This is a genomic window from Frankia torreyi, assembly GCF_000948395.1.
GTDB lineage: Bacteria > Actinomycetota > Actinomycetes > Frankiales > Frankiaceae > Frankia > Frankia torreyi.
This window is the reverse complement of sequence record NZ_JYFN01000031.1, coordinates 1-17824: the sequence shown is the minus strand read 5'-3', so window position 1 is coordinate 17824 and position 17824 is coordinate 1. Positions and strand designations below refer to the sequence as shown.

General features: G+C 73.6%; 19 protein-coding genes and 1 pseudogene. 6 read left to right on the top strand and 14 right to left on the bottom strand.

Features of this window, described 5'->3' with window-relative positions; translation table 11 throughout:
* The 4 genes from FF36_RS38365 to FF36_RS18775 all read right to left on the bottom strand — a co-directional run.
* Nucleotides 1–293 (bottom strand): SDR family NAD(P)-dependent oxidoreductase (locus tag FF36_RS38365; protein ID WP_242422616.1); only part of this gene is annotated, 293 nt, incomplete at its 3' end.
* 54 nt (nt 294–347) lie between these two features.
* Nucleotides 348–779 carry a Zn-ribbon domain-containing OB-fold protein gene (locus tag FF36_RS18785; RefSeq protein WP_044886420.1) on the bottom strand — a complete coding sequence of 144 codons (432 nt, stop codon included), beginning with the start codon at nt 777–779 and terminating at the stop codon, nt 348–350.
* A gap of 45 nt (nt 780–824) precedes the next feature.
* Nucleotides 825–1742, bottom strand: a complete 918-nt coding sequence (locus tag FF36_RS18780; protein WP_242422614.1) for an enoyl-CoA hydratase/isomerase family protein — start codon at nt 1740–1742, stop codon at nt 825–827.
* 235 nt (nt 1743–1977) lie between these two features.
* Nucleotides 1978–2751: an SDR family NAD(P)-dependent oxidoreductase gene (locus FF36_RS18775; protein WP_044886419.1), complete on the bottom strand. Its 774-nt coding sequence runs from the start codon at nt 2749–2751 to the stop codon at nt 1978–1980.
* A gap of 549 nt (nt 2752–3300) precedes the next feature.
* Between FF36_RS18775 and FF36_RS18770 the strand changes: the two genes are divergently transcribed.
* Together FF36_RS18770 and FF36_RS18765 are read left to right on the top strand one after the other, a co-directional pair.
* A complete protein-coding gene (locus tag FF36_RS18770) occupies nt 3301–4218 on the top strand; it encodes an LLM class F420-dependent oxidoreductase (RefSeq protein WP_044886418.1) in 918 nt (305 codons plus the stop codon).
* A gap of 286 nt (nt 4219–4504) precedes the next feature.
* Nucleotides 4505–5257, top strand: coding sequence for a TetR/AcrR family transcriptional regulator (locus FF36_RS18765; RefSeq protein ID WP_044886417.1), 753 nt, complete (start codon nt 4505–4507; stop codon nt 5255–5257).
* Nucleotides 5258–5371: 114 nt separating this feature from the next.
* Here FF36_RS18765 and FF36_RS18760 read toward each other — a convergent pair whose 3' ends face one another.
* Together FF36_RS18760 and FF36_RS18755 are read right to left on the bottom strand one after the other, a co-directional pair.
* A complete protein-coding gene (locus FF36_RS18760) occupies nt 5372–5755 on the bottom strand; it encodes a limonene-1,2-epoxide hydrolase family protein (RefSeq protein WP_044886416.1) in 384 nt (127 codons plus the stop codon).
* Nucleotides 5756–5817: 62 nt separating this feature from the next.
* Entirely contained in the window at nt 5818–6405 is a 588-nt protein-coding gene (locus tag FF36_RS18755) for a flavin reductase family protein (RefSeq protein ID WP_044886415.1), read from the bottom strand.
* Nucleotides 6406–6781: 376 nt separating this feature from the next.
* On the opposite strand from FF36_RS18755, the gene FF36_RS18750 reads away from it, so the two are divergent.
* Nucleotides 6782–7801: an HpcH/HpaI aldolase/citrate lyase family protein gene (locus FF36_RS18750; protein WP_242419131.1), complete on the top strand. Its 1020-nt coding sequence runs from the start codon at nt 6782–6784 to the stop codon at nt 7799–7801.
* Between the two features lie 75 nt (nt 7802–7876).
* On the opposite strand, the gene FF36_RS18745 is transcribed toward FF36_RS18750, so the two are convergent.
* Nucleotides 7877–9244: a TetR/AcrR family transcriptional regulator gene (locus FF36_RS18745; RefSeq protein ID WP_044886414.1), complete on the bottom strand. Its 1368-nt coding sequence runs from the start codon at nt 9242–9244 to the stop codon at nt 7877–7879.
* A 370-nt stretch (nt 9245–9614) separates the two neighbouring features.
* Between FF36_RS18745 and FF36_RS18740 the strand changes: the two genes are divergently transcribed.
* Both FF36_RS18740 and FF36_RS18735 read left to right on the top strand, forming a co-directional pair.
* The gene (locus FF36_RS18740) at nt 9615–10589 is read left to right on the top strand and encodes an NADP-dependent oxidoreductase (RefSeq protein WP_044886413.1); all 975 of its coding nucleotides are present in this window, start codon (nt 9615–9617) and stop codon (nt 10587–10589) included.
* 235 nt (nt 10590–10824) lie between these two features.
* The gene (locus FF36_RS18735) at nt 10825–11697 is read left to right on the top strand and encodes an LLM class F420-dependent oxidoreductase (protein WP_044886412.1); all 873 of its coding nucleotides are present in this window, start codon (nt 10825–10827) and stop codon (nt 11695–11697) included.
* A gap of 26 nt (nt 11698–11723) precedes the next feature.
* Here the strand turns inward: FF36_RS18735 and FF36_RS18730 are convergent, their stop codons facing one another.
* Nucleotides 11724–12677 (bottom strand): NAD(P)H-dependent flavin oxidoreductase, encoded by a 954-nt coding sequence (locus FF36_RS18730; protein ID WP_044886411.1) that lies wholly within the window; start codon nt 12675–12677, stop codon nt 11724–11726.
* Between the two features lie 135 nt (nt 12678–12812).
* Here FF36_RS18730 and FF36_RS18725 point away from each other — a divergent pair, with 135 nt between their 5' ends.
* A complete protein-coding gene (locus FF36_RS18725) occupies nt 12813–13061 on the top strand; it encodes a hypothetical protein (RefSeq protein WP_044886410.1) in 249 nt (82 codons plus the stop codon).
* Between the two features lie 74 nt (nt 13062–13135).
* On the opposite strand, the gene FF36_RS18720 is transcribed toward FF36_RS18725, so the two are convergent.
* The 6 genes and pseudogenes from FF36_RS18720 to FF36_RS38355 all read right to left on the bottom strand — a co-directional run.
* Nucleotides 13136–14206 (bottom strand): NAD(+)/NADH kinase, encoded by a 1071-nt coding sequence (locus tag FF36_RS18720; RefSeq protein WP_242422613.1) that lies wholly within the window; start codon nt 14204–14206, stop codon nt 13136–13138.
* Nucleotides 14207–14289: 83 nt separating this feature from the next.
* The coding region (locus FF36_RS18715) for a GNAT family N-acetyltransferase (protein ID WP_242419130.1) at nt 14290–14782 on the bottom strand (493 nt) is incomplete at its 3' end.
* 275 nt (nt 14783–15057) lie between these two features.
* Nucleotides 15058–15564: a glutamine amidotransferase-related protein gene (locus FF36_RS18705; RefSeq protein ID WP_242419148.1), complete on the bottom strand. Its 507-nt coding sequence runs from the start codon at nt 15562–15564 to the stop codon at nt 15058–15060.
* A 202-nt stretch (nt 15565–15766) separates the two neighbouring features.
* A pseudogene (locus tag FF36_RS40925) lies at nt 15767–16051 on the bottom strand (transposase); the annotation flags it as partial.
* 1 nt (nt 16052) lies between these two features.
* Nucleotides 16053–16831: transposase (locus FF36_RS38360; protein WP_242422623.1), on the bottom strand; the 779-nt coding region annotated here is incomplete at its 3' end.
* Nucleotides 16832–16871: 40 nt separating this feature from the next.
* Nucleotides 16872–17731 (bottom strand): transposase (locus tag FF36_RS38355; RefSeq protein ID WP_277912950.1); only part of this gene is annotated, 860 nt, incomplete at its 3' end.
* Nucleotides 17732–17824: the final 93 nt, after the last annotated feature.

The window sequence follows — 17824 nt, the reverse complement described above, 5'->3', positions numbered from 1 at the left end:
TTGACGACGATGTCGAGGCGGCCGAACTCGTCGAAGGCCCGGGCGACGCTGGCCTCGACCTGCTCCTCGTCGCCGACGTCCCCGAAGTCCGCCACGGCGGTGCCGCCGCGCTTTTCGATGATCTTCACGACCTCCTCGGCATCACGGCCGCGGCCCTCGCCGCTGACCGTGCTGCCGAGGTCGTTGACGATGACGGTCGCGCCGTGCTTGGCGAGTTCGAGCGCGTGGCCACGGCCGATGCCGTGGCCGGCGCCGGTCACCAGTGCGATCTTGCCGTCGAGCAGGCCTGCCATACGAACTCCCTGGGTGGGTAGCTGGAACGGGTGTGTCGCGGGAACGGGGCGAGCTCAGCCGCCGGCGGCCGGGTCGGCGGGGCGGAAGACCGGCGCGGTGATCTCGTCGGTCAGCTCGCGGTAGGCGACCGTCAGCGGCATGCCGATGTGCAGGTCCGCCGGGTCGGCGTCGATGATGTTCGTCATCACCCGCGGCCCTTCCACCAGGTCGACCAGGGCCGCCACGTAGGGGATCCGCTCGGCGAACGGGTGCAGGTCGTTCACGAACACCGTCGAGTAGGTGTAGAGGGTCGCCTGCCCGCTGGCGTCCTCCCAGGACACGTCCTCGCTCCAGCAGAACGGGCAGAACGGGCGGGGGTAGTGGTGCGCCCGCCCACAGGACGCGCAGCGGGCGATCAGGAAGCGGCCCTGGCGGGCGGCGTCCCAGAAGGGCCGGTTCTCGTCCTCGATGGTCGGCAGGTCGACCCGGGGTGCGCCGGTCGCCATGGGTGTCCTCCTCGGATCAGTGGCCGCGGTTCGCGTGGCCGCGGATCAGTAGCCGCGGTACTCGGGGGAGCGGCGCTGGACGAACGCGGTCACGCCCTCGGTCGAGTCGTGGGCGTGCGACTGCAGCTCCTGGGCCATGCCCTCGGCCAGGAAGGCGGCGGCCCGGTCGACATCCGGGGACTCGTTGAACAGCCGCTTGGTCAGCGCGATGGCGCTCGTCGCGGCGCCGGCGAGGCGCTCGGCGAACCCGGCGGCGGTGGCGGCGAGCTCCTCGGCGGGCACGACCCGGTTGACCAGGCCGAGGGTGAGTGCCTCGCTCGCGGGCAGCTTCTCGCCGAAGAACGCCAGCTCCTTGGCCTTCTGCATGCCGATGCGCCGCGGCAGCAGGTAGGCGCCACCGGCGTCGACGACCAGGCCGCGCAGCACGAACGACTCGACGAAGACCGCGTTCTCCGCGGCCACGACGAGGTCGCTGGCGTACGCCAGGTGCGCGCCGAGGCCGGCCGCCGGCCCCTGGACGACGGCGATGACCGGCTTGCCGCAGTCGAGGACCGAGGACACCAGCCGCTGCGCACCGGTCATGATGCGCCGCATGGCGTCGGTGACCCGCTTCTCGGCGCCCTGCGCCCGGCTCGCCGCGATCCCGGTGACGTCGGCGCCGGAGCAGAAGTGCCGCCCGTTCGAGGCGAGCACCACCACCCGGACCTCGGGGTCGGCGTCGGCCTGGGCGAGCAGATCGATGATGACGTCGCGCATCGCCGGCTGGATCGCGTTCGCGGCCTCCGGCCGGTTCAGGGTGATCGTCGCGATCCCCCCCTCGACCGTGTGCAGCACGGTGGTCCCGAGCGGGCCCGCCGGGGCGGACACGCCCTGGACAGACGCGGCGGGGCCGGACACGCCCTGACCTGACGCGGCGGGGCCTGACGCGGCGGGGACGGTGGCGGCGCTGCCCGGCGCGCTCATCGGACCTGCCGCCGCGGTGCGGCGGGTGCTGATGGCATGGATGGCTCCTGTTCGTCGGTGCTCAGCAGGGATCCCGCCCCGCCGTGCCCGCTTGCGGACCCGTCGGCGACGGGTCCGGCACTCCCTGATCGGGCGATCCCGGCTTGGGTGATCCTTGATCTGACAGTGATGTCCACTGTCCCCTCGTGGCGTGCTCCCCGGTGGCGTGTGCCCCGGTGGGTGGCGACCGGCACGCTCAGCCCTCGCCGGCGGCGGCGTCGCCGTTGGCGCTGAAGCCGCCGTCGGCCGTCACCGTCGCACCGGTGACGAAGGCGGCCTCGTCGGAGGCGAGCCACGCGGCCGTGTACGCGATGTCCATCGGGTTGCCGATGCGGGTGAGCCGTCCGCCGCCGGTGAGCGCCCCGGAGTCACCCGGCGAGCTCACGACCCGCCCGACGACGATGGTGTTGGAGCGGATGCCGTCGGCGGCGCCCTCGACGGCCAGCGTACGGCTCAGGGCGTTGACGCCGCCCTTGGCCGCGGCATAGGCGCCGAACCCGGTGAACCCGGCGATGGACTGGCCCGAGGAGACGTTCACGATCGCCGCCCCGTCGGCCTCGCGCAGGTACGGCCAGGCGTACTTCGACGCCCAGAACACGTTGCCCGTCAGGGTGCCCAGCAGGATGTGGTTCCACTCCTCGGTCGTGTAGTCGGCGATCTTCTTGATCGTCGAGGCGACGGCGTCGGTCGGGGCGGCGTTGTTCACCAGCGTGCTCAGCGCGCCGAAGCGCGCGGCCACCGCGTCGATCGTGGCGTGCACGCTGGTCTCGTCGGTGACGTCGAGGGGGAAGAACTCCGCCTCGCCGCCGGCGGCGCGGATGCGCGCGACGACCTTCTCACCCTTGGCGACGGTGCGGCCGGTCACGGCCACGCGCGCCCCCTCGGCGGCGAACAGTTCCGCCATGGAGCGGCCGATGCCGCGGGTCGATCCGGACACGAGCACGGTCTTGCCCGCGAGGCGGGTACCCATCGTTGTGGCTTCCTTCCCTGACCTCGCCGTCGGGCTCCCCGCGGCCGCGGGGTCCGGCGGCGGGCCGCGGGGACAGGACGAGATCGGGCGGCCCGGGCGGCGGGCCGCGCTTCCCGCCGTCGGGCGGGCGTCTCGGCAGCGGCCCGCGGCGCCGACACTTGTGACGTGGCTGTCAGAACAGCATAGTGGGTATGGCTGCCCATCCGCCTCCGGAAGCACCCGCGCCGGGCGGCGGCTGGTGCGCAGGGGCCGCGCAGGCGGCCCGAAGCCACGCCGGAGGTGACGCGCACCGGTGCCGTGGCGGCCTGCACCCCCCGACCCCCGTCGGGCGACCCGTGTCAGAACAGCCTGCATCCGCGCGCCCGTCGCCGCCGGTTCCCGCCCGGCGGCGGGCGGACCGGGGGACTGCCCGGTTCCCGGCGGATGACGACCCGTGGGACTGCCCGGTTCCCTGCGAGCGACGACCCGTGGGACCGCCAGGTCCCCGGCAGATGACGAGTGAGCCTGCGGGACCGCCCGGTCCCCGGCAGGCAACGACGGAAGGTGTCCATGCGCCTGAACCTGATGTTCCCGATGCGCGCGGTGAAGCACTACGACCGCTGGATCGGGGACGGAGACCTGGCCGAGGTCGGCCGGCTGGTGGAGGAGGCCGGGTTCGACGCGGTCTCGATGAGCGAGCATCCGATCCCCGACGACGCCTGGCTCGGCAATGGCGGGCACCACGCGTTCGACCCGTTCGTCTCGCTGAGCTTCCTGGCCGCGGCGACGACCCGGCTGCGGGTGATGACCTACGTCGCGGTCGCCGGCTACCGCAGCCCGTACCTGCTGGCGAAGTCCGCGGCGAGCCTGGACCGGCTCAGCGGCGGGCGACTCACCCTGGGCGTCGCCGCGGGCTACCTGAAGACCGAGTTCGCCGCGCTCGGCGCCGACTTCGCCCAGCGCGGGCGCCTGCTGGACGCGGCCATCCCGGCGATGCGGGCCGTGTGGACGGGCCGCAGCGTCGACCGGGACGACCCGACGTTCCCGCTGCACGGGCACACCTCGCTGCCCGGCCCGGCGCAGGCCGGCGGCCCGCCGATCTGGATCGGCGGCAACAGCAACGCGGCGCGGCGGCGCGCGGTCACCCTTGCCGACGGCTGGATGCCGATGGGGCAGTCCGTCGCCGTCGCGAAGATCACCAAGACGCCGCCGATGGAGGACGTGGCGGCCCTGGCCGAGGCCGTGCGCGGGGTGCAGGACCGGCGCGCCGAGGCCGGGGCGGCCCCGCTGGACGTGTCGTTCGTGCCCTACGAGGCCGAGCTCCTGCCGGACGTCGACGCCTTCACCCGCGCGGTCGCGGCGTCCTACCGGGCGTACGAGGATGCCGGCGTCACGTGGATCACCATCGAGCCGACCAGCCGCAGCCTGGCCGCCTTCCGAGAGGACATCGAGCGGATCGGCACCGCCCTCGCCGCCCTGGTCCGCTAGCCTCGCCGCCGGCCCGCGATGGTCGACAGCCGCCCGCGGGTGACGGACGGCGGCCGAGGGCGGGTCCGGCCCGCGGGGCGAGGGGATCGCCGTCCGAGGGGATCGCCGTCCGAGGGGATCGCCGTCCGTACGATGGAGGCCTGGCCATGGTGACGAACGGTGCGACGCCGGCATCACGGCCAGGCCGGCGGCGCCGGTGGGTGGCTGCCGGGGTCCGACGAAGGGGATTCGAGACGGTGGAGGTCCGCGTGCCGGTGCGTGCGGGGTCCGGCCCCGGGGCGGCGGCGTGACACCTCCGGTGGACGCGGGCGGCAACAGCCGGATCCGCCCGGTGGAGGTGGCAGCCGGAAATGATCGGGTCCGCCCGGTGGACGAGACGGCCGGGAACGGTCGGGTCCCCCCGGTCGACCCGGCCGGGAACGGGCGGTTGTCCGCGACCCTGGCGATGCGGCGCCGCGCGATGGCGGCGGACCTCATCGAGCAGGCCGCGCTGGAGCTGTTCACCACCCGGCCGATGGACGAGGTCACCGTCGAGCAGATCGCGGCCGCCGCCGGGGTGTCGGTGCGCAGCTTCTACCGGTACTACCCGGGCAAGGAGATGATCCTCACCGCGCTGCCGGTCCGCCTCGCGACGGCGATCGCCGAGGAGACCGCCCGCCGCCCGCCGGCGGAGGCGCCGTTCGCGGCGCTGCGTAACGCCGTCGACGCGCTGACCGGGGAGACCAACGACTACCTGCGCCGTTGGCAGCGCGCCATGGCCCACAGCTACGGCAACGAGCGGGTGCAGCAGCTCGTCGTCACCGTCACCAGTCCGATGCTCACCGAGGCCCTCGCCGGGCGGGCGGGGCTCGCCACGGACGATCTGTGGCCGGAGCTGGCCGGGATCAGCGCTGCCACCGCGCTCGTCGTCGGTGCCCGCCGCTGGGCGGCGCGCCGGGGGAGCCTGCGGGCGCACCTGATGGAGGCGCTCGACCTGCTCGGCGGCGGACTGGGCCCCGGACCGGCCCCGGACGTCACCGGGACGCCCGGTCGCGGCTAGAAAGCGGAGCCTGGCGGCCGGCCTGTGCCCCCCGGGACGACGAATCCCCGCGTACCGGACGCCTCGACGGCCGTACGCGGGGATCGCGTCCGCGCCCGGGCGCGGGAAGTCGTGTCAGGCGGGCGCGAGGGCCTGCTCCAGCTCCTTGATGTCGTAGTAGTCGCGGATGACGGAGATCAGGCCGTCGGCGTCGAACGTGAACACCCCGCACCAGTGCAGGACGACGGACCGTCCGCCCATGGTGAGGCTGTCGAGCCGTTCGGTGAAGACCACGGAGTCGGTCGAGGCCACCGTGACCAGCTCGTACTGGAACGCCGAGTAGAGGGCAGCCTGACGGTCGAACTCCGCGCGGATGGCCGGACGTCCGACGACCGCCGGCTGCCACGCGCTCACGTGGTAGCGGGCGGTCGTGGCGACGAGGGCGGCCGCCGCGTCGTAGTCCCGTTCGACCAGCCGGTCGAGGAACTGGCGGACCAGAAGCTCGTGCTTGTCGCTCACTCACACTCCCGTGATGGGGTCGATGGGGGCGGTGGCCCGGCGGCGAGGCCGGGCCCGGGGCGTCAGGACTTCGCCTGCTCGCGGTACTTGCGCGCGCTTTCGAGCTGAGGGTGGTGGTTGCGGTCGTACTGCTCGATCCACTCCTTGGGCAGGGCGCCCCACGCCGGGCCGACGCGCAGCCGCTCGCCGTCGTGAAGCTGTTCCGCGGCGACGACGTCGGCGACGAACAGTGTGCTCTCGTCGATGTCGAGGGAGTGCACGACCCGTCCCTCGACGTAGCTGAGCGCGTCGAGCAGGATCGGGGTGCCGGTGACGCCCGGCTTCGTCCGGAACTGGCTGATCTTGTCCCCGTCGCGGCCGGAGCTTCCGCCCAGGCCCATGAGGATGTCGAGGGAGATCGCGAACTGCTCCTCCGGAGTCGCCGCCAGCAGGTGCATGGCGAAGACGCCGGACTCGAGGACCAGGTCGTGGGTCAGGTTGTACTTCGTGAGGCTGATCGTCACGCGCGGCGCCTCGGGCACGATGCTCGCGGCGCCGGCCGACAGCGACATCAGGCCGTTCGCCCGGCCGTTCAGAATGGTGGTGACCGCCACGGGGAACGGCCGCAGCCCGTTCAGCGTCGAAGCGGCTGCCTTCAGGTCCAACGTCATCGGGACTCCTCGCGTGAAGCCGGCACGGGGGCCGGACGGACATGGCTGCCGCAGGGACCGTCATCCGGTTGCCCGCCGGCCGCTCCAGGCGGAACGTCGTGAACGGCGGCCGCGCCGCCCCGTCCGGCAACGGGGGCGGCGTGACCTGCCATACGTGGCACGTTATGCCACATCTGGCATGATCTGCAAGGGGTCGGTGTCCGTGTCTGACGGCTCGTACATGTGGTTCGGCGCGAGCCGGATGGGCGCGAGTCTGGTCGGGGGCGGCTGTCGACCGTCCGGAGCGGCCGGCGAACCGGGCGGAAATGTATCGTGCGTCTGACGAACACGTCACGGCCGTGGGTGGCCGGCGCGCCAGGTCCGAGGGAGTGATGAGGTGTCGGGACACCCGACGGGGCAGCACGACGAGGGGCGGATCACGGGCAGCGCCGACGGCGGCCCCGCGGGTCCGGGGGACAACGGCCCCGCGGGTCCGGATGACGGCGGCCCCGCGGGGCCGGGGGACGACGGGCCGGGCGGGGGCGCGGGTCGCTGCCGGGCGATCCTGTCGGTGCCCGCGACGGAGGAGAAGCGGATCCTGCGCGCCTTCGACCGGGGCGCCGACGAGCTCGTCTTCGATCTCGAGGACGCGGTGGCGCCGCAGCGCAAGGACGACGCCCGCGCGCTGCTGGCCGGTGTGCTCGCCGAGATCCTCGCGAGGCCCCGGGCGGGCGGGGCCGGGGTGTCCGTGCGGGTGAACGCGATCCGGTCGCCGTGGTGCCATCTCGACATCGCGGCCTGCGTGGCGGCCGGCGACGGGCCGCTGTCTCTCGTCATCCCCAAGGTGTCGGACGCGGGCGATCTCGCCTTCGTCGAGCGGCTGCTCGACGGGATCATCGCGGCCACGGGGCGCACGGCACCCGTGCGGGTGCAGGCGCTGATCGAGAACGCCGAGGGCCTGTCCCGGGTGGCGGAGATCGCCGCGCACGGCGGCCGGCTGGAGGGCCTGATCCTCGGGTACGCCGACCTCGGCGCGTCGCTGGGCCGGGCCCCGAGCACACCGCCGCAGCGCTGGCTGTACGTCCAGGACCAGGTGCTCACCGCCGCGCGCGCCCACGGCCTGCGGGCCATCGACGGGCCCTACCTCGGCACCGCGGACGACGCCGGGCTGCGCGCGGCCGCCGAGCATGCCCGCGAGCTGGGCTACGACGGCAAGTGGGTCATCCACCCGGCGCAGATCGGCACCGTACGGGAGACGTTCACCGCCGGGCCCGAGGAGGTCGCCCGCGCCCGGGCGGTGCTCGCGGCGCTGGCGGACGCGCATCGTCGCGGCGCCGGCGCGGTCGGTCTCGACGGCGAGATGATCGACGAGGCGCTGGCCGTCGCCGCTCGCCGCGTGCTCGCCCGTGCGCGGTAGTGGCTGCGCGGTAGTGGCTGCCTGCGCGGTGGTGGCTGCGCGGTAGTGCCGGCGGGGTAGTGCCGGCGGGGTGCGTCAGGCTGCGGCGTGGCCGATCGGTCGGCCGTTGAGCAGGCCCCGCTCGATGACGGTGCCCAGCAGTGCGGCGGCCTCGTCGGGGGTCTTCGGCGGGGCCATGTTGACGGCGGTGTCCGGCAGCCGTTCGAGCAGGCAGAAGAACACCAGGCCGGCCACGTCGAGGTCGAGGGGATAGGTCCGCTCCACCTGCTCGAGCAGGGCCGCGTAGTCGGCCCACATCTCGTGCCCCACCTGGCGGCGCACCACGTCCAGGCGCGGGTCCTGCGGCGCCGACTCGATCCAGGTCCGGGTGACCCCGACGTAGCGCAGGTGGAACGCGACGAAGTCGGCGAGCCAGCCGCGCAACCGGCCGAGACCCTCCGGGCCGAGCGTGATGCCGCGGATCTCGACGCCGAGGCGGGTGCTGACCGCCGACGCCTCGGCGCTCAGCGCCAGCAGCAGGTCCAGCTTCTCGTCGAAGTACTTGTAGAAGGTGCCGCGGGCCAGGCCGGCCGTCGCGACGATGTCGTCGACGAACGAGAGGTGGTAGCCGCGCTCGGCGAAGCACTGGATGCCGGCGTCGAGGATCTGCCGGACGGTCGCCGACGCCCGCGGGCTCAGGGACGCGAACCGCTCGGTCACCTCGGGCACCGGCGGGGACGGGACCGCGGCCAGCGGGGGGCGGCGCACCGGGCGGACAGCGTGCGCGGACCCGACCGGCTCGGCTCCGAGCTGCGCGAAGGCGCTGGCCGGGGTGTGCGGGAACAGGATGAGCTGGAGTACGACGGCGAGGTTGTCGACGAGCGCCTCGGCCGGCTGCCCGTCCCCGAATCCGCTGTGCCGGAAGTAGTTGAACCGGTTCACCAGGGTGGTGAGCGTCATCGCGGCGTCGACGGGATCGATGCCCTCGACCTGCGAGGAGACCAGGCGTTCGGCGATCCGGTCGTAGTACGACTCCAGAAAGCCGCTGATCATCGGCCGGACCGACGTCCGCGGCGAGTCGACGTTCGCCCACTGCACGAACATCGTGGCGTACTTGTCGTAGACCCAGGCCCACTCGCCGAGCCACCAGTGCAGGTTGTCGAAGCCGAGAGCGGTGGGCCCGAGTGGACCGATCCGGCGCACGACCCGCATGAGGGCGCCGCCGCACTCGTTGAGCAACTCGACGAAAATCGTCTCCTTGCTCTCGAAGTACTGGTAGAGGGTGGCGCGCGAGACACCGGCCGCGGTGGCGATCTCGTCGACCGACGTCCCGTGGAAGCCCTGCGACTCGAACAGGTCCAGCGCTGCCGTCACGATGCGCGCACGAGTGCGGGTGCCGCGCGCGCCGACCACGGGGCTGGTCGGACCGTAGCTGGCCCGTCGGAGGATCTCGTTCTCGGACATCTATGTCAGAGTATGCGATCCGCTCCGGTGTGGTAGTGGCACCTACCCGGCTGGGCGAGTCGGGCTCGCGACGACGACGGGCCACCGGAATGCCGGGTATCGAGGGCTGGCAGGGGACTTGCGTCGAGCCCGGCCGATCATCTCGATAGTGAAGTCTGTTGAGTTACAGGAATACATCGTGTCAGAAACTTGAAATATGGCGGACGGTCTCCGCTCCGCCGAGCCCGGTCGGGTGCGGAGCGGGGGCGACGCGCGCCGGCCGCGCCGGTTCCCGCCGCCCCGGCCCCGGACCGGCGAGGATGCGACCCGGCGCCGAGGGGCACGGAGGGAGCGGGACCAGAATGAGGGCATGGACAACGAGGATGCTCGCATGAAGGCGATGAGTTTCGCGGAGACCGGCGGCCCCGAGGTCCTCCACCTGGTCGACGTGCCGCAGCCGCACGCGGGGCCGGGGCAGATCCGGATCGCGGTGCGGGCGGCCGGGGTGAACCCGGTCGACTGGAAGATCCGCAACGGCTCGACCCTGCGCACCATACCCGTGCCGCTGCCGCACATCCCGGGCCTGGAGGCCGCGGGTGTGGTCGACGAGGTCGGCGCCGGTGTCGAGGGTGTGTCGGTCGGTGACGAGGTGTTCGGTGCGGCGCAGAACGCCTCCGCCGAGTACGCCGTGCTCGACGAGTGGGCGCCGAAGCCGCCCCAGCTGACCTGGGCGCAGGCCGCCGGCCTGGCGATGGCCGTCGAGACCGCCGCGCGCGGCCTCGACCTGCTCGGCATCACCGCCGGCGAGGAGTCGGGGGCCGGCCTGGAGCTGGGGGCCGGTCAGGAGTCGGCGGCCGGGTCGGAGTCGGCCGGGACGACGCTGCTGGTCAACGGCGCGGCCGGCGGCGTCGGGCTCGCCGCCGTGCAGCTCGCGCAGGCGCGTGGGGCGCGGGTGATCGGCACCGCCAGCCGGGACAACCAGGAGTACCTGCGCTCGCTCGGCGCGGCGGCGACGGACTACGGCCCGGGTCTGGTCGACCGGGTCCGCTCGCTGGCCCCGGACGGGGTCGACGCCGCCCTCGCGGTGTCGGGCGCGGGTGCGCTGCCGGATCTGATCACGCTGACCGGCAGCCCGGACCGGGTGGTGTCCATCGGTGACGTCACCGCGGCGGAGCACGGCGTCCGGTTCACCACCGGGGCGGAGGGGCGGGCCTTCTACTCGCTGCGGGAGGCGGCGACGCTCGCGGCCGCGGGCCGGCTCACCATGCCGGTCGCCCGAGCCCTGCCGCTCGCCGAGCTCGGCGAGGCGCACCGGATCAGCGAGGCGGGCCACGTGCGCGGGAAGCTCGTCGTCGTCCTCGACTGAGCTCGGCGCCGGGCCGGTTCCGGCGCAGACCGCCCGGGGCGGGGCTGCGTCGCGAACGGCGGTAGGGTCGTAAACGGAGGATCCTCCAGTACTCCGAGATCTCCAGTTTCCGAGATCTCCCAGTACTCCAGTACTCCAGGACTCTCCAGTACTGCGTGGATCCTCCAGTACTCCTCCGCCCCACCCCGCGCGCCGCACGCGCCGGGACCGGTCCCATCCGACGGGAAGGACGGCCATGGAAATCGGGCTGCACGTCTCCGACTTCACCTGGTCCGGCGGGCCGCAGACCATCGCGCAGGACCTCACGCGCGTCGCGGTCGCGGCCGAGGACGCGGGCTTCGCGAAGCTCAGCGTCATGGACCACGTCTGGCAGATCGGCATGATCGGCCCGCCCGAGCACGACATGCTCGAGGCGTACACGACGCTCGGCTACCTGGCCGCGCGCACGACCCGCATCGAGCTGCTCGCCTGGGTGACCGCGGTCGTCTACCGGGAGCCCGGCCTGCTCGCGAAGCTCGTGACCACGCTGGACGTGCTGTCCGAGGGTCGGGCCTGGCTCGGCATCGGCGCCGCCTGGAACGAGCCGGAGGCGCGCGGTCTCGGCCTGCCGTTCCCCCCGACCGCCGAGCGTTTCGAGCGTCTCGAGGAGGCGCTGGAGATCATTCTGCAGATGTGGAGCGGCAAGGACGCCCCTTACAGCGGCCGGCACTACCAGCTCGAGCGCACCCTCAACGTGCCGGCGCCGCTGCGCCGGCCGCACCCGCCGATCCTCATCGGCGGCAGCGGCGAGAAGAAGACCCTGCGCCTGGTCGCGCGCTACGCACAGGCCTGCAACCTGTTCGCCGGTCCCGACGTCGAGCACAAGCTCGACGTGCTGCGCGCGCACTGCCAGGACGTCGGGCGCGACTACGACGAGATCGAGAAGACGGTGATCGGCCCGCTCGACCCCGGGCCCGGCGGTGAGAAGATCGACGCCCTGCTCGCGGAGATCCAGCGGCTGGCCGGGCTTGGCGTCACCCACTACCACGGATCGGTGCCGGACGTGGACACGCTGCGTCCGCTGGAGCTGCTCGGCGAGCGCCTCATCCCGGCGGCCGCCGGGCTCTGAGCCCAGGCGGTCAGGCGTCGAGGCGGTCAGGCGTCGAGGCGGGCGCGGGCGTCGTCGAGCGCGGCGCGGGCGCCCGCCCACGTCTGGCCGATGATGTCGGCGACCGCCTCGACCCGCCCGATCCGGCCGGCCACCTGGCCCGTGTTTGCCATGCTGGCGGCTAGGTCGCCGGTGAAGTAGAGCGTCGGGATGCCGTCGAGGCCCACGTCGGAGCGGCCCGCGGCCAGGGCCCGCTCGGCGGTGGGGGTGCGCAGAACCCGCATGGTCGGCAGCCCCCGCACCGACAGCATCACGGTGGCGGTCTCGTCCGCGCCGACGACCGCGTTCTTGAGGTTGTCGTGGATCGGCGACTCCGCGGACGTCAGCATCCGCGTGCCCATCTGCACGCCCTGGGCGCCGAGGACGAGCGCCGCGGCCATCGACGGCCCGTCGCAGATCCCCCCGGCGGCGATGATCGGCAGGTCGACCCGGGAGGCGACCAGGGGCAGCAGGACGAGCGTCGACGCGGCCTGGGGGTTCTTGAACCCGCCGCCCTCGACGCCCTCGACGATCACCCCGTCGACGCCCGCGTCCGCGGCCTTGAGCGCGTTGCGCAGGCTGCCGACGACGTGGAACACGGTCATCCCGGCGTCCCGCAGCCGCCCGGTCATCACCCTGGGGTCGCCGGCGGAGGTGATCACGGTGCGGATGCCGGCGTCGGCGAGCACGTCGACGGTGGACGGGTCGTTGCGCGCGGCCAGCGCGATGTTGGCCGCGACCGGCGCGTCGGTGAGGTCGCGGACCCGCTTGAGGTCCTCGCGGCCCTGCGTCGAGGTCGTCTCGATGACGCCGAGCGCGCCGGCGTTCGACACGGCCGCGGCGAGCTGGGCCCCGGCGATGTAGGTCATCGGCGCCTGGACGATGGGGATCCGCACGCCGAGCAGCGCGGCGAGCCCCGCGGGGGAGCGGATCGGGGTGGTTGGTTCTCCGTCGACGGGCATGAGGCGACTCCCGGGGCGCGCAGGGCTGCCGAAATGGGCCAGATCGCAAATAGGTCGAATGGTAGGCCTGCGGGTTCCCACGCTCGACCGGTTGCCCGGGGTGGAGGCGGGGCGATCCGGGGTACTGATCGAGACATGTTCAGGTGGTTGCAGCGGGTGTCCGGTCGGGGCCGTGGCCGGGCGGCGGACAGCTCGGCATGGAATCCGACCGGCTGGTGGTGGTGCCTCGATCACGGGCGGGCGGAGAACCCGCCGGACGCGCCGGGACATCGTCGCCTCGGTCCCTACGACAGCGCCGAGCAGGCCGCCCACTGGCGGCAGCGGTTGGACGAGCGCAACGAGGCCTGGGACGAGTCCGACCGCCGCTGGACCGCCGGCCGCTGACCCGACCCGCCCGCTGACCCGACCCGCCCGCTGACCCGACCCGCCCGCTGACCCGACCCGACGGGGCCGGCGGGTCAGGTCGGGCCGGCCCGGGGGCCGTCGACCTCGGCGGAGCCGGCGAGGCGCAGCTTGCGGGCGGCCCGCTCGTAGAAGGTTGTCCGGCCGAGGCGGACGACCCCCGCCGCGCCGGGCCGCGGGTGCAGTTCGACCGTCGCGCCGGCCTCCAGGTAGTCGTGCACCCGGCCGTCGACCTCGACGGCGAGGCGGGCGCTGCCGGGCAGCACGTCGAGGGCGAGGGCGTCCCGCACGGACAGCACCACCCCACGGTTGAACGCCGAGTGCGGCGCGGCCGGGGTGACCAGCAGCGCCTCCACGGACGGGCTGACGATCGGCCCGCCGGCCGAGAAGCTGTATGCCGTCGAGCCCGCCGGGGTCGACACGACGACGGCGTCGGCGGCATAGCGGACGAAGGGCCGGCCGTCGACCCGCAGCGCCACCGCCGCGCTGCCGCCGTACCCCGGCACCCGGACGACGGCGACATCGTTGAAGGCGCTCACGGTCGCCGCGCCGATCCGTGCGTCGACGGCGAGGCGCGGCTCCACCGTGTACTCGCCGCGGTCGATCGCCGACAGCGCCGCCGCCAGCTCCGGCACGTCGACCTCCGCGAGGAAGCCGAGCCGGCCCAGGTTCACCCCGAGCACGGGGGCCGTCCGCCCGTCGGCCAACCGCATCGCGCGCAGCATCGTCCCGTCCCCGCCGAGGCTGACCAGCAGGTCGCTACGCTCGGCCAACTCCTCGGCGGGCACCGCCACCGCGGTGCACCGAAGCCGCTCGATCTCGCCGTCGATGCCGAGCACGGTCACGTCCCGCTCCGCGGCCCAGTCGAGGACCGCCCCGACGGCCTCGGCCGAGTCCCGCCGCGGATGCAGCACCATCCCCACCGCCCGCACGACCCTCCCGCCCTCCACCCCACACTCGCCGTCCGACCCGTCCGACCCGTCCGACCCGTCCGACCCGCCGACCCGCCGACCCGCCGACCCGCCGACCCGCCGACCCGCCGACCCGCCGACCCGCCGACCCGCCGGTCCGCCGGTCTGCCGTCCCGTGCCCAACCGGTCGTGCCCAACGTCGTTCTGCTCACCCACAGTGTTCCGCTGGTTGTGCCCTCAGGGGGCGTCGGGCGCGTCCTCGGGCCGCCAGGGGCGTGGCTCGGCGGGGNGGGCGGGGNGCTCGTCGACCAGGGTCAGCCCGAACCAGCCGACGTCATGCCAGGCGCCGAGCTTGTGTCCCGCGTGAGGAAACACCCCGATGGGCCGGAAACCCGCCGCGGTGTGCAGCGCGACGCTCGCCGCGTTCGGAAGCGTGATGCACGCGTACAGGTTGAGGTAGCCCAGCGTTCGCACCTGCGCGATCAGCTCGTCGTACAGGCGGCGGCCGAGCCCGCGCCGGTGGTGCGCGGCGGCCAGGTAGACCGACGTGTCCACCGACCAGCGGTAGGACGCCCGCGTGCGGTGCGCGCTGGCGTAGGCGTAACCGACGATCTCCCCGTCGGCCTCGGCGACCAGCCACGGCCGGCGGGGAGAGGCGAGCATCCGCGCTTGGAGGTCCGCCCGCGTCGGGAGCTCCTCCTCGAAGGTCGCCGGCGATCCGGCGACGAACGGTGCGTAGACCGCCCGGATGCCCGCCGCGTCGGACGGGTGCGCTGCCCTGATGGTGACCATGTCCGCGGATCATCCCCCGCGCCGACGTCCGGCGGGGACAGCGCCGGCGCCGGTCACGGGGCCGTAACAGAGCTGCGGACCGCCAGCATCCCTGCGTGGTCGGTCGGGCACGGGATCGAGCCGAGGGCTGGGTACGGTTTGAGTCCGAAATGCCGTGCTCATCCCTCGGCATGGTCTGACCGCCGGGTGGCAGCGACGGCGGGCGCCTCCCCGTGGACGATCAACGCAGGGAGATGCAGGAGGTTGGTGGCGGTCGCGAGCGACGACGACCGTCATCAACCTCCAGCAATTCCTGGCCCCGCGCGCAGCGGGCTCGGCGCGGCGGCGCGGGCGGCTGGCGCGTCCGTGGATGGCAGTAGCTCGGTGAGCAGCTCGCGCAGGACCGTCAGGCCGTCCTCGCTGAGCACCGACTCCGGATGGAACTGCACCCCGGCGAACGCCGCCCCGCGCAGCGCGTGCACCGATCCGTCGGCACGGTCGAGGGCCAACCGGACCGGCCCATGAGCGGTGGCGAGCTCGCCGGTGCCGGCGATCGCGGTGAAGGTCGAGTAGAACCCGACCCGCCGCGGCCGGCCGAACAGGTCGATGGTGCGCGCGAGCCCCTGGTACGGGGCGTCGCGCCGGTGCAGCCGCAGCCCGAGCAGCCCGGCGAGCAACTGGTGGCCGAGGCAGACGCCGAGCAGCGGCCGCCGCGCCGCGAGCCGATCCGCGATCACCCGCCGCATGGTCGCCATCTTCGCGTCGGATGCGTCGTTGGGGTCGCCGGGTCCAGGCCCGGCCACCACCAGGTCGAACCCGGTGCCGACGGGGTCGTTACCGTCCGCACCGTGGTCGGGGTTGGGCGCCGGGTGCCCCGCCTCCGGGTGCCCTGCCTCCGGGTGCCCTGCCTCCGGGTGCTTTGCCGCCTGCTGCGACTCTGCTGCTTAATTCGGGGTTTGGGTTGCGAGTTGGTGGCTGAGGCGGGTGAGTCTGCTGGTGCGGGGNGTGAAGGCCGGTTGGTCGGGGTTCCCGTGGGCGTCGAGGCGGATGATGTTGACCGCGGTGGCGGAGAAGGCGTGTTGGAGGCGGGTCTTGGGCAGGCCGCGGTAGCGGGCGTTGCGCAGACCGGTGACGTCGAGGGCCTGGTTGATGGTGCCCTCGATCCCGGCGCGCAGGGCGTACCTGGTCTTCCAGGTGTCGGTGGCCTGCTCGGCGCGGGCGGCGGCGAGGGTCTCGTGGAGTTCTCGGGGGCGCAGGCTGAGGAAACGAGCGCCACGCGCGGAGGCGGTGNGTGAAGGCCGGTTGGTCGGGGTTCCCGTGGGCGTCGAGGCGGATGATGTTGACCGCGGTGGCGGAGAAGGCGTGTTGGAGGCGGGTCTTGGGCAGGCCGCGGTAGCGGGCGTTGCGCAGACCGGTGACGTCGAGGGCCTGGTTGATGGTGCCCTCGATCCCGGCGCGCAGGGCGTACCTGGTCTTCCAGGTGTCGGTGGCCTGCTCGGCGCGGGCGGCGGCGAGGGTCTCGTGGAGTTCTCGGGGGCGCAGGCTGAGGAAACGAGCGCCACGCGCGGAGGCGGTGCACGCCTTCTGAGTGAGGCAGGGGTGGCAGTCGGCGCGGGCGAACTGGACGACGATGGCGTCGCGGTCGTGCTGGCGGACGGGGTACCAGCCGGTGCTGGTGTGGCCTTGGGGGCAGCGGGCCTGGCGGGTTTTCCAGTCGATCCGGAACGCGGCCTTGTCGTAGCCGGTACCGGCTCTGGCCTGGGGTGAGTGGTCGAGAAGGGCGGGGGTGACCATGGTGATGCCGCGGGTGGCGGCGGTGTGGAGGAGGTCGGCGGAGGAGTAGCCGGCGTCGAGGTAGTGCTCGGCGGGGGCGAGGCCACGCTCGGCGAGGGCGGCTTGGACGGGCAGGGTGGCCTTCACGTCGGGGACACTCGCGGGGGTGGTGAGAACGTCCGTGATCAGCCGTAACGGCAACGCTTCGGCTTCGGCTTCGGCTTCGGCTTCGGCTTCGGCTTCGGTGGGAGGGTCGCAGGTTTCGGTGAGGTGGACCTTGTAGCCGCACCAGAACAGGTCGTCGCCCTTGGCCGCCCACCGCGCGTCGCGGTCNTANGGGGAGGCCAAGCGGCGATGTCCGGGCGGGACACCCTGCTGGTCGGCGTCCCGCTTCACGATCACCTCCCGTCCCCGGCTGTCGGTGGACAGGTAGTAGGTCTGCACCAGCATCTCCCGCAGGAACGCCACCGCGGGAATCTCCCGTAGCCAGCCCGGTGCGCCGGGGGCGGCGACCGCCCGGCACACCGCGAGCGCGTCTTGGCCGAACACCACCGCGAGACGGTCGCGGGCCGTCTTCGACGACGGCATCGTCCACCCGTTGACCCGCTCGCCGTAGCGGTGCGCCAACTCGTCGACGTTCAGGGTGTCGGCCAGCCAGTCCGGGGCCGCGACCGCGAGGGCCTCCAACGCCGCCCGCACACTCTCCCCGGCGAGCTCGGTCCGGTTCAGGTCCCGCACCGCGCTGATCACATGGGTGGAGTCGGTGCGCGCCCGGCCACCGGCGCCGATCAGGCCCCGCTCACGGCAGACCTCCACGAGCCGGTCGAAGACCACCCGTTCCAGGCCGTGGCCGGCCAGCCGGGCCCGGAACCGGGACAGCACCGTCGCGTCGAACCCGGTATCGGTCAGCTCCGCCCCGAGGGCGTACTTCCAGTCGATCGCGCGGACCGCCATCGCCGCGGCCTGCCGATCAGTCAGGTTCTCGGCGAACTGCAACACCGTGACCAGCGACAACACCGCCGGCGGCAGACCCGGCGCCCCACGGCGCCCGAACGCCCCGGTGAACGGCTCATCAACGAACACCTCGGCGAGACGATCCCGCAGCCGCATCGCCAACGTCCCCCGCGGGAACGCCGCCCGCGCGACCGCCACGGTCCGCGCCGGGATCTCCGGCAGCCCCTTCGGCTGCAACGACATGTCCCCCACCTCCCCCGGCCCGGGAGGCGACCCGGACCGCAGAGGAGATCATGCCGCACCCACGACACCCAGCCGAATTAAGCAGCAGAGTCT

What these genes read in the sequence shown, in the direction of transcription:
- FF36_RS18755 (WP_044886415.1), bottom strand. Translation starts at nt 6,405, where the DNA reads ATGACGTTGGACCTGAAGGCAGCCGCTTCGACGCTGAACGGGCTGCGG.
- FF36_RS18780 (WP_242422614.1), bottom strand. Translation starts at nt 1,742, where the DNA reads ATGAGCGCGCCGGGCAGCGCCGCCACCGTCCCCGCCGCGTCAGGCCCC.
- FF36_RS18775 (WP_044886419.1), bottom strand. Translation starts at nt 2,751, where the DNA reads ATGGGTACCCGCCTCGCGGGCAAGACCGTGCTCGTGTCCGGATCGACC.
- FF36_RS18785 (WP_044886420.1), bottom strand. Translation starts at nt 779, where the DNA reads ATGGCGACCGGCGCACCCCGGGTCGACCTGCCGACCATCGAGGACGAG.
- FF36_RS18740 (WP_044886413.1), top strand. Translation starts at nt 9,615, where the DNA reads ATGAAGGCGATGAGTTTCGCGGAGACCGGCGGCCCCGAGGTCCTCCAC.
- FF36_RS18725 (WP_044886410.1), top strand. Translation starts at nt 12,813, where the DNA reads ATGTTCAGGTGGTTGCAGCGGGTGTCCGGTCGGGGCCGTGGCCGGGCG.
- FF36_RS18730 (WP_044886411.1), bottom strand. Translation starts at nt 12,677, where the DNA reads ATGCCCGTCGACGGAGAACCAACCACCCCGATCCGCTCCCCCGCGGGG.
- FF36_RS18770 (WP_044886418.1), top strand. Translation starts at nt 3,301, where the DNA reads ATGCGCCTGAACCTGATGTTCCCGATGCGCGCGGTGAAGCACTACGAC.
- FF36_RS18735 (WP_044886412.1), top strand. Translation starts at nt 10,825, where the DNA reads ATGGAAATCGGGCTGCACGTCTCCGACTTCACCTGGTCCGGCGGGCCG.
- FF36_RS18745 (WP_044886414.1), bottom strand. Translation starts at nt 9,244, where the DNA reads ATGTCCGAGAACGAGATCCTCCGACGGGCCAGCTACGGTCCGACCAGC.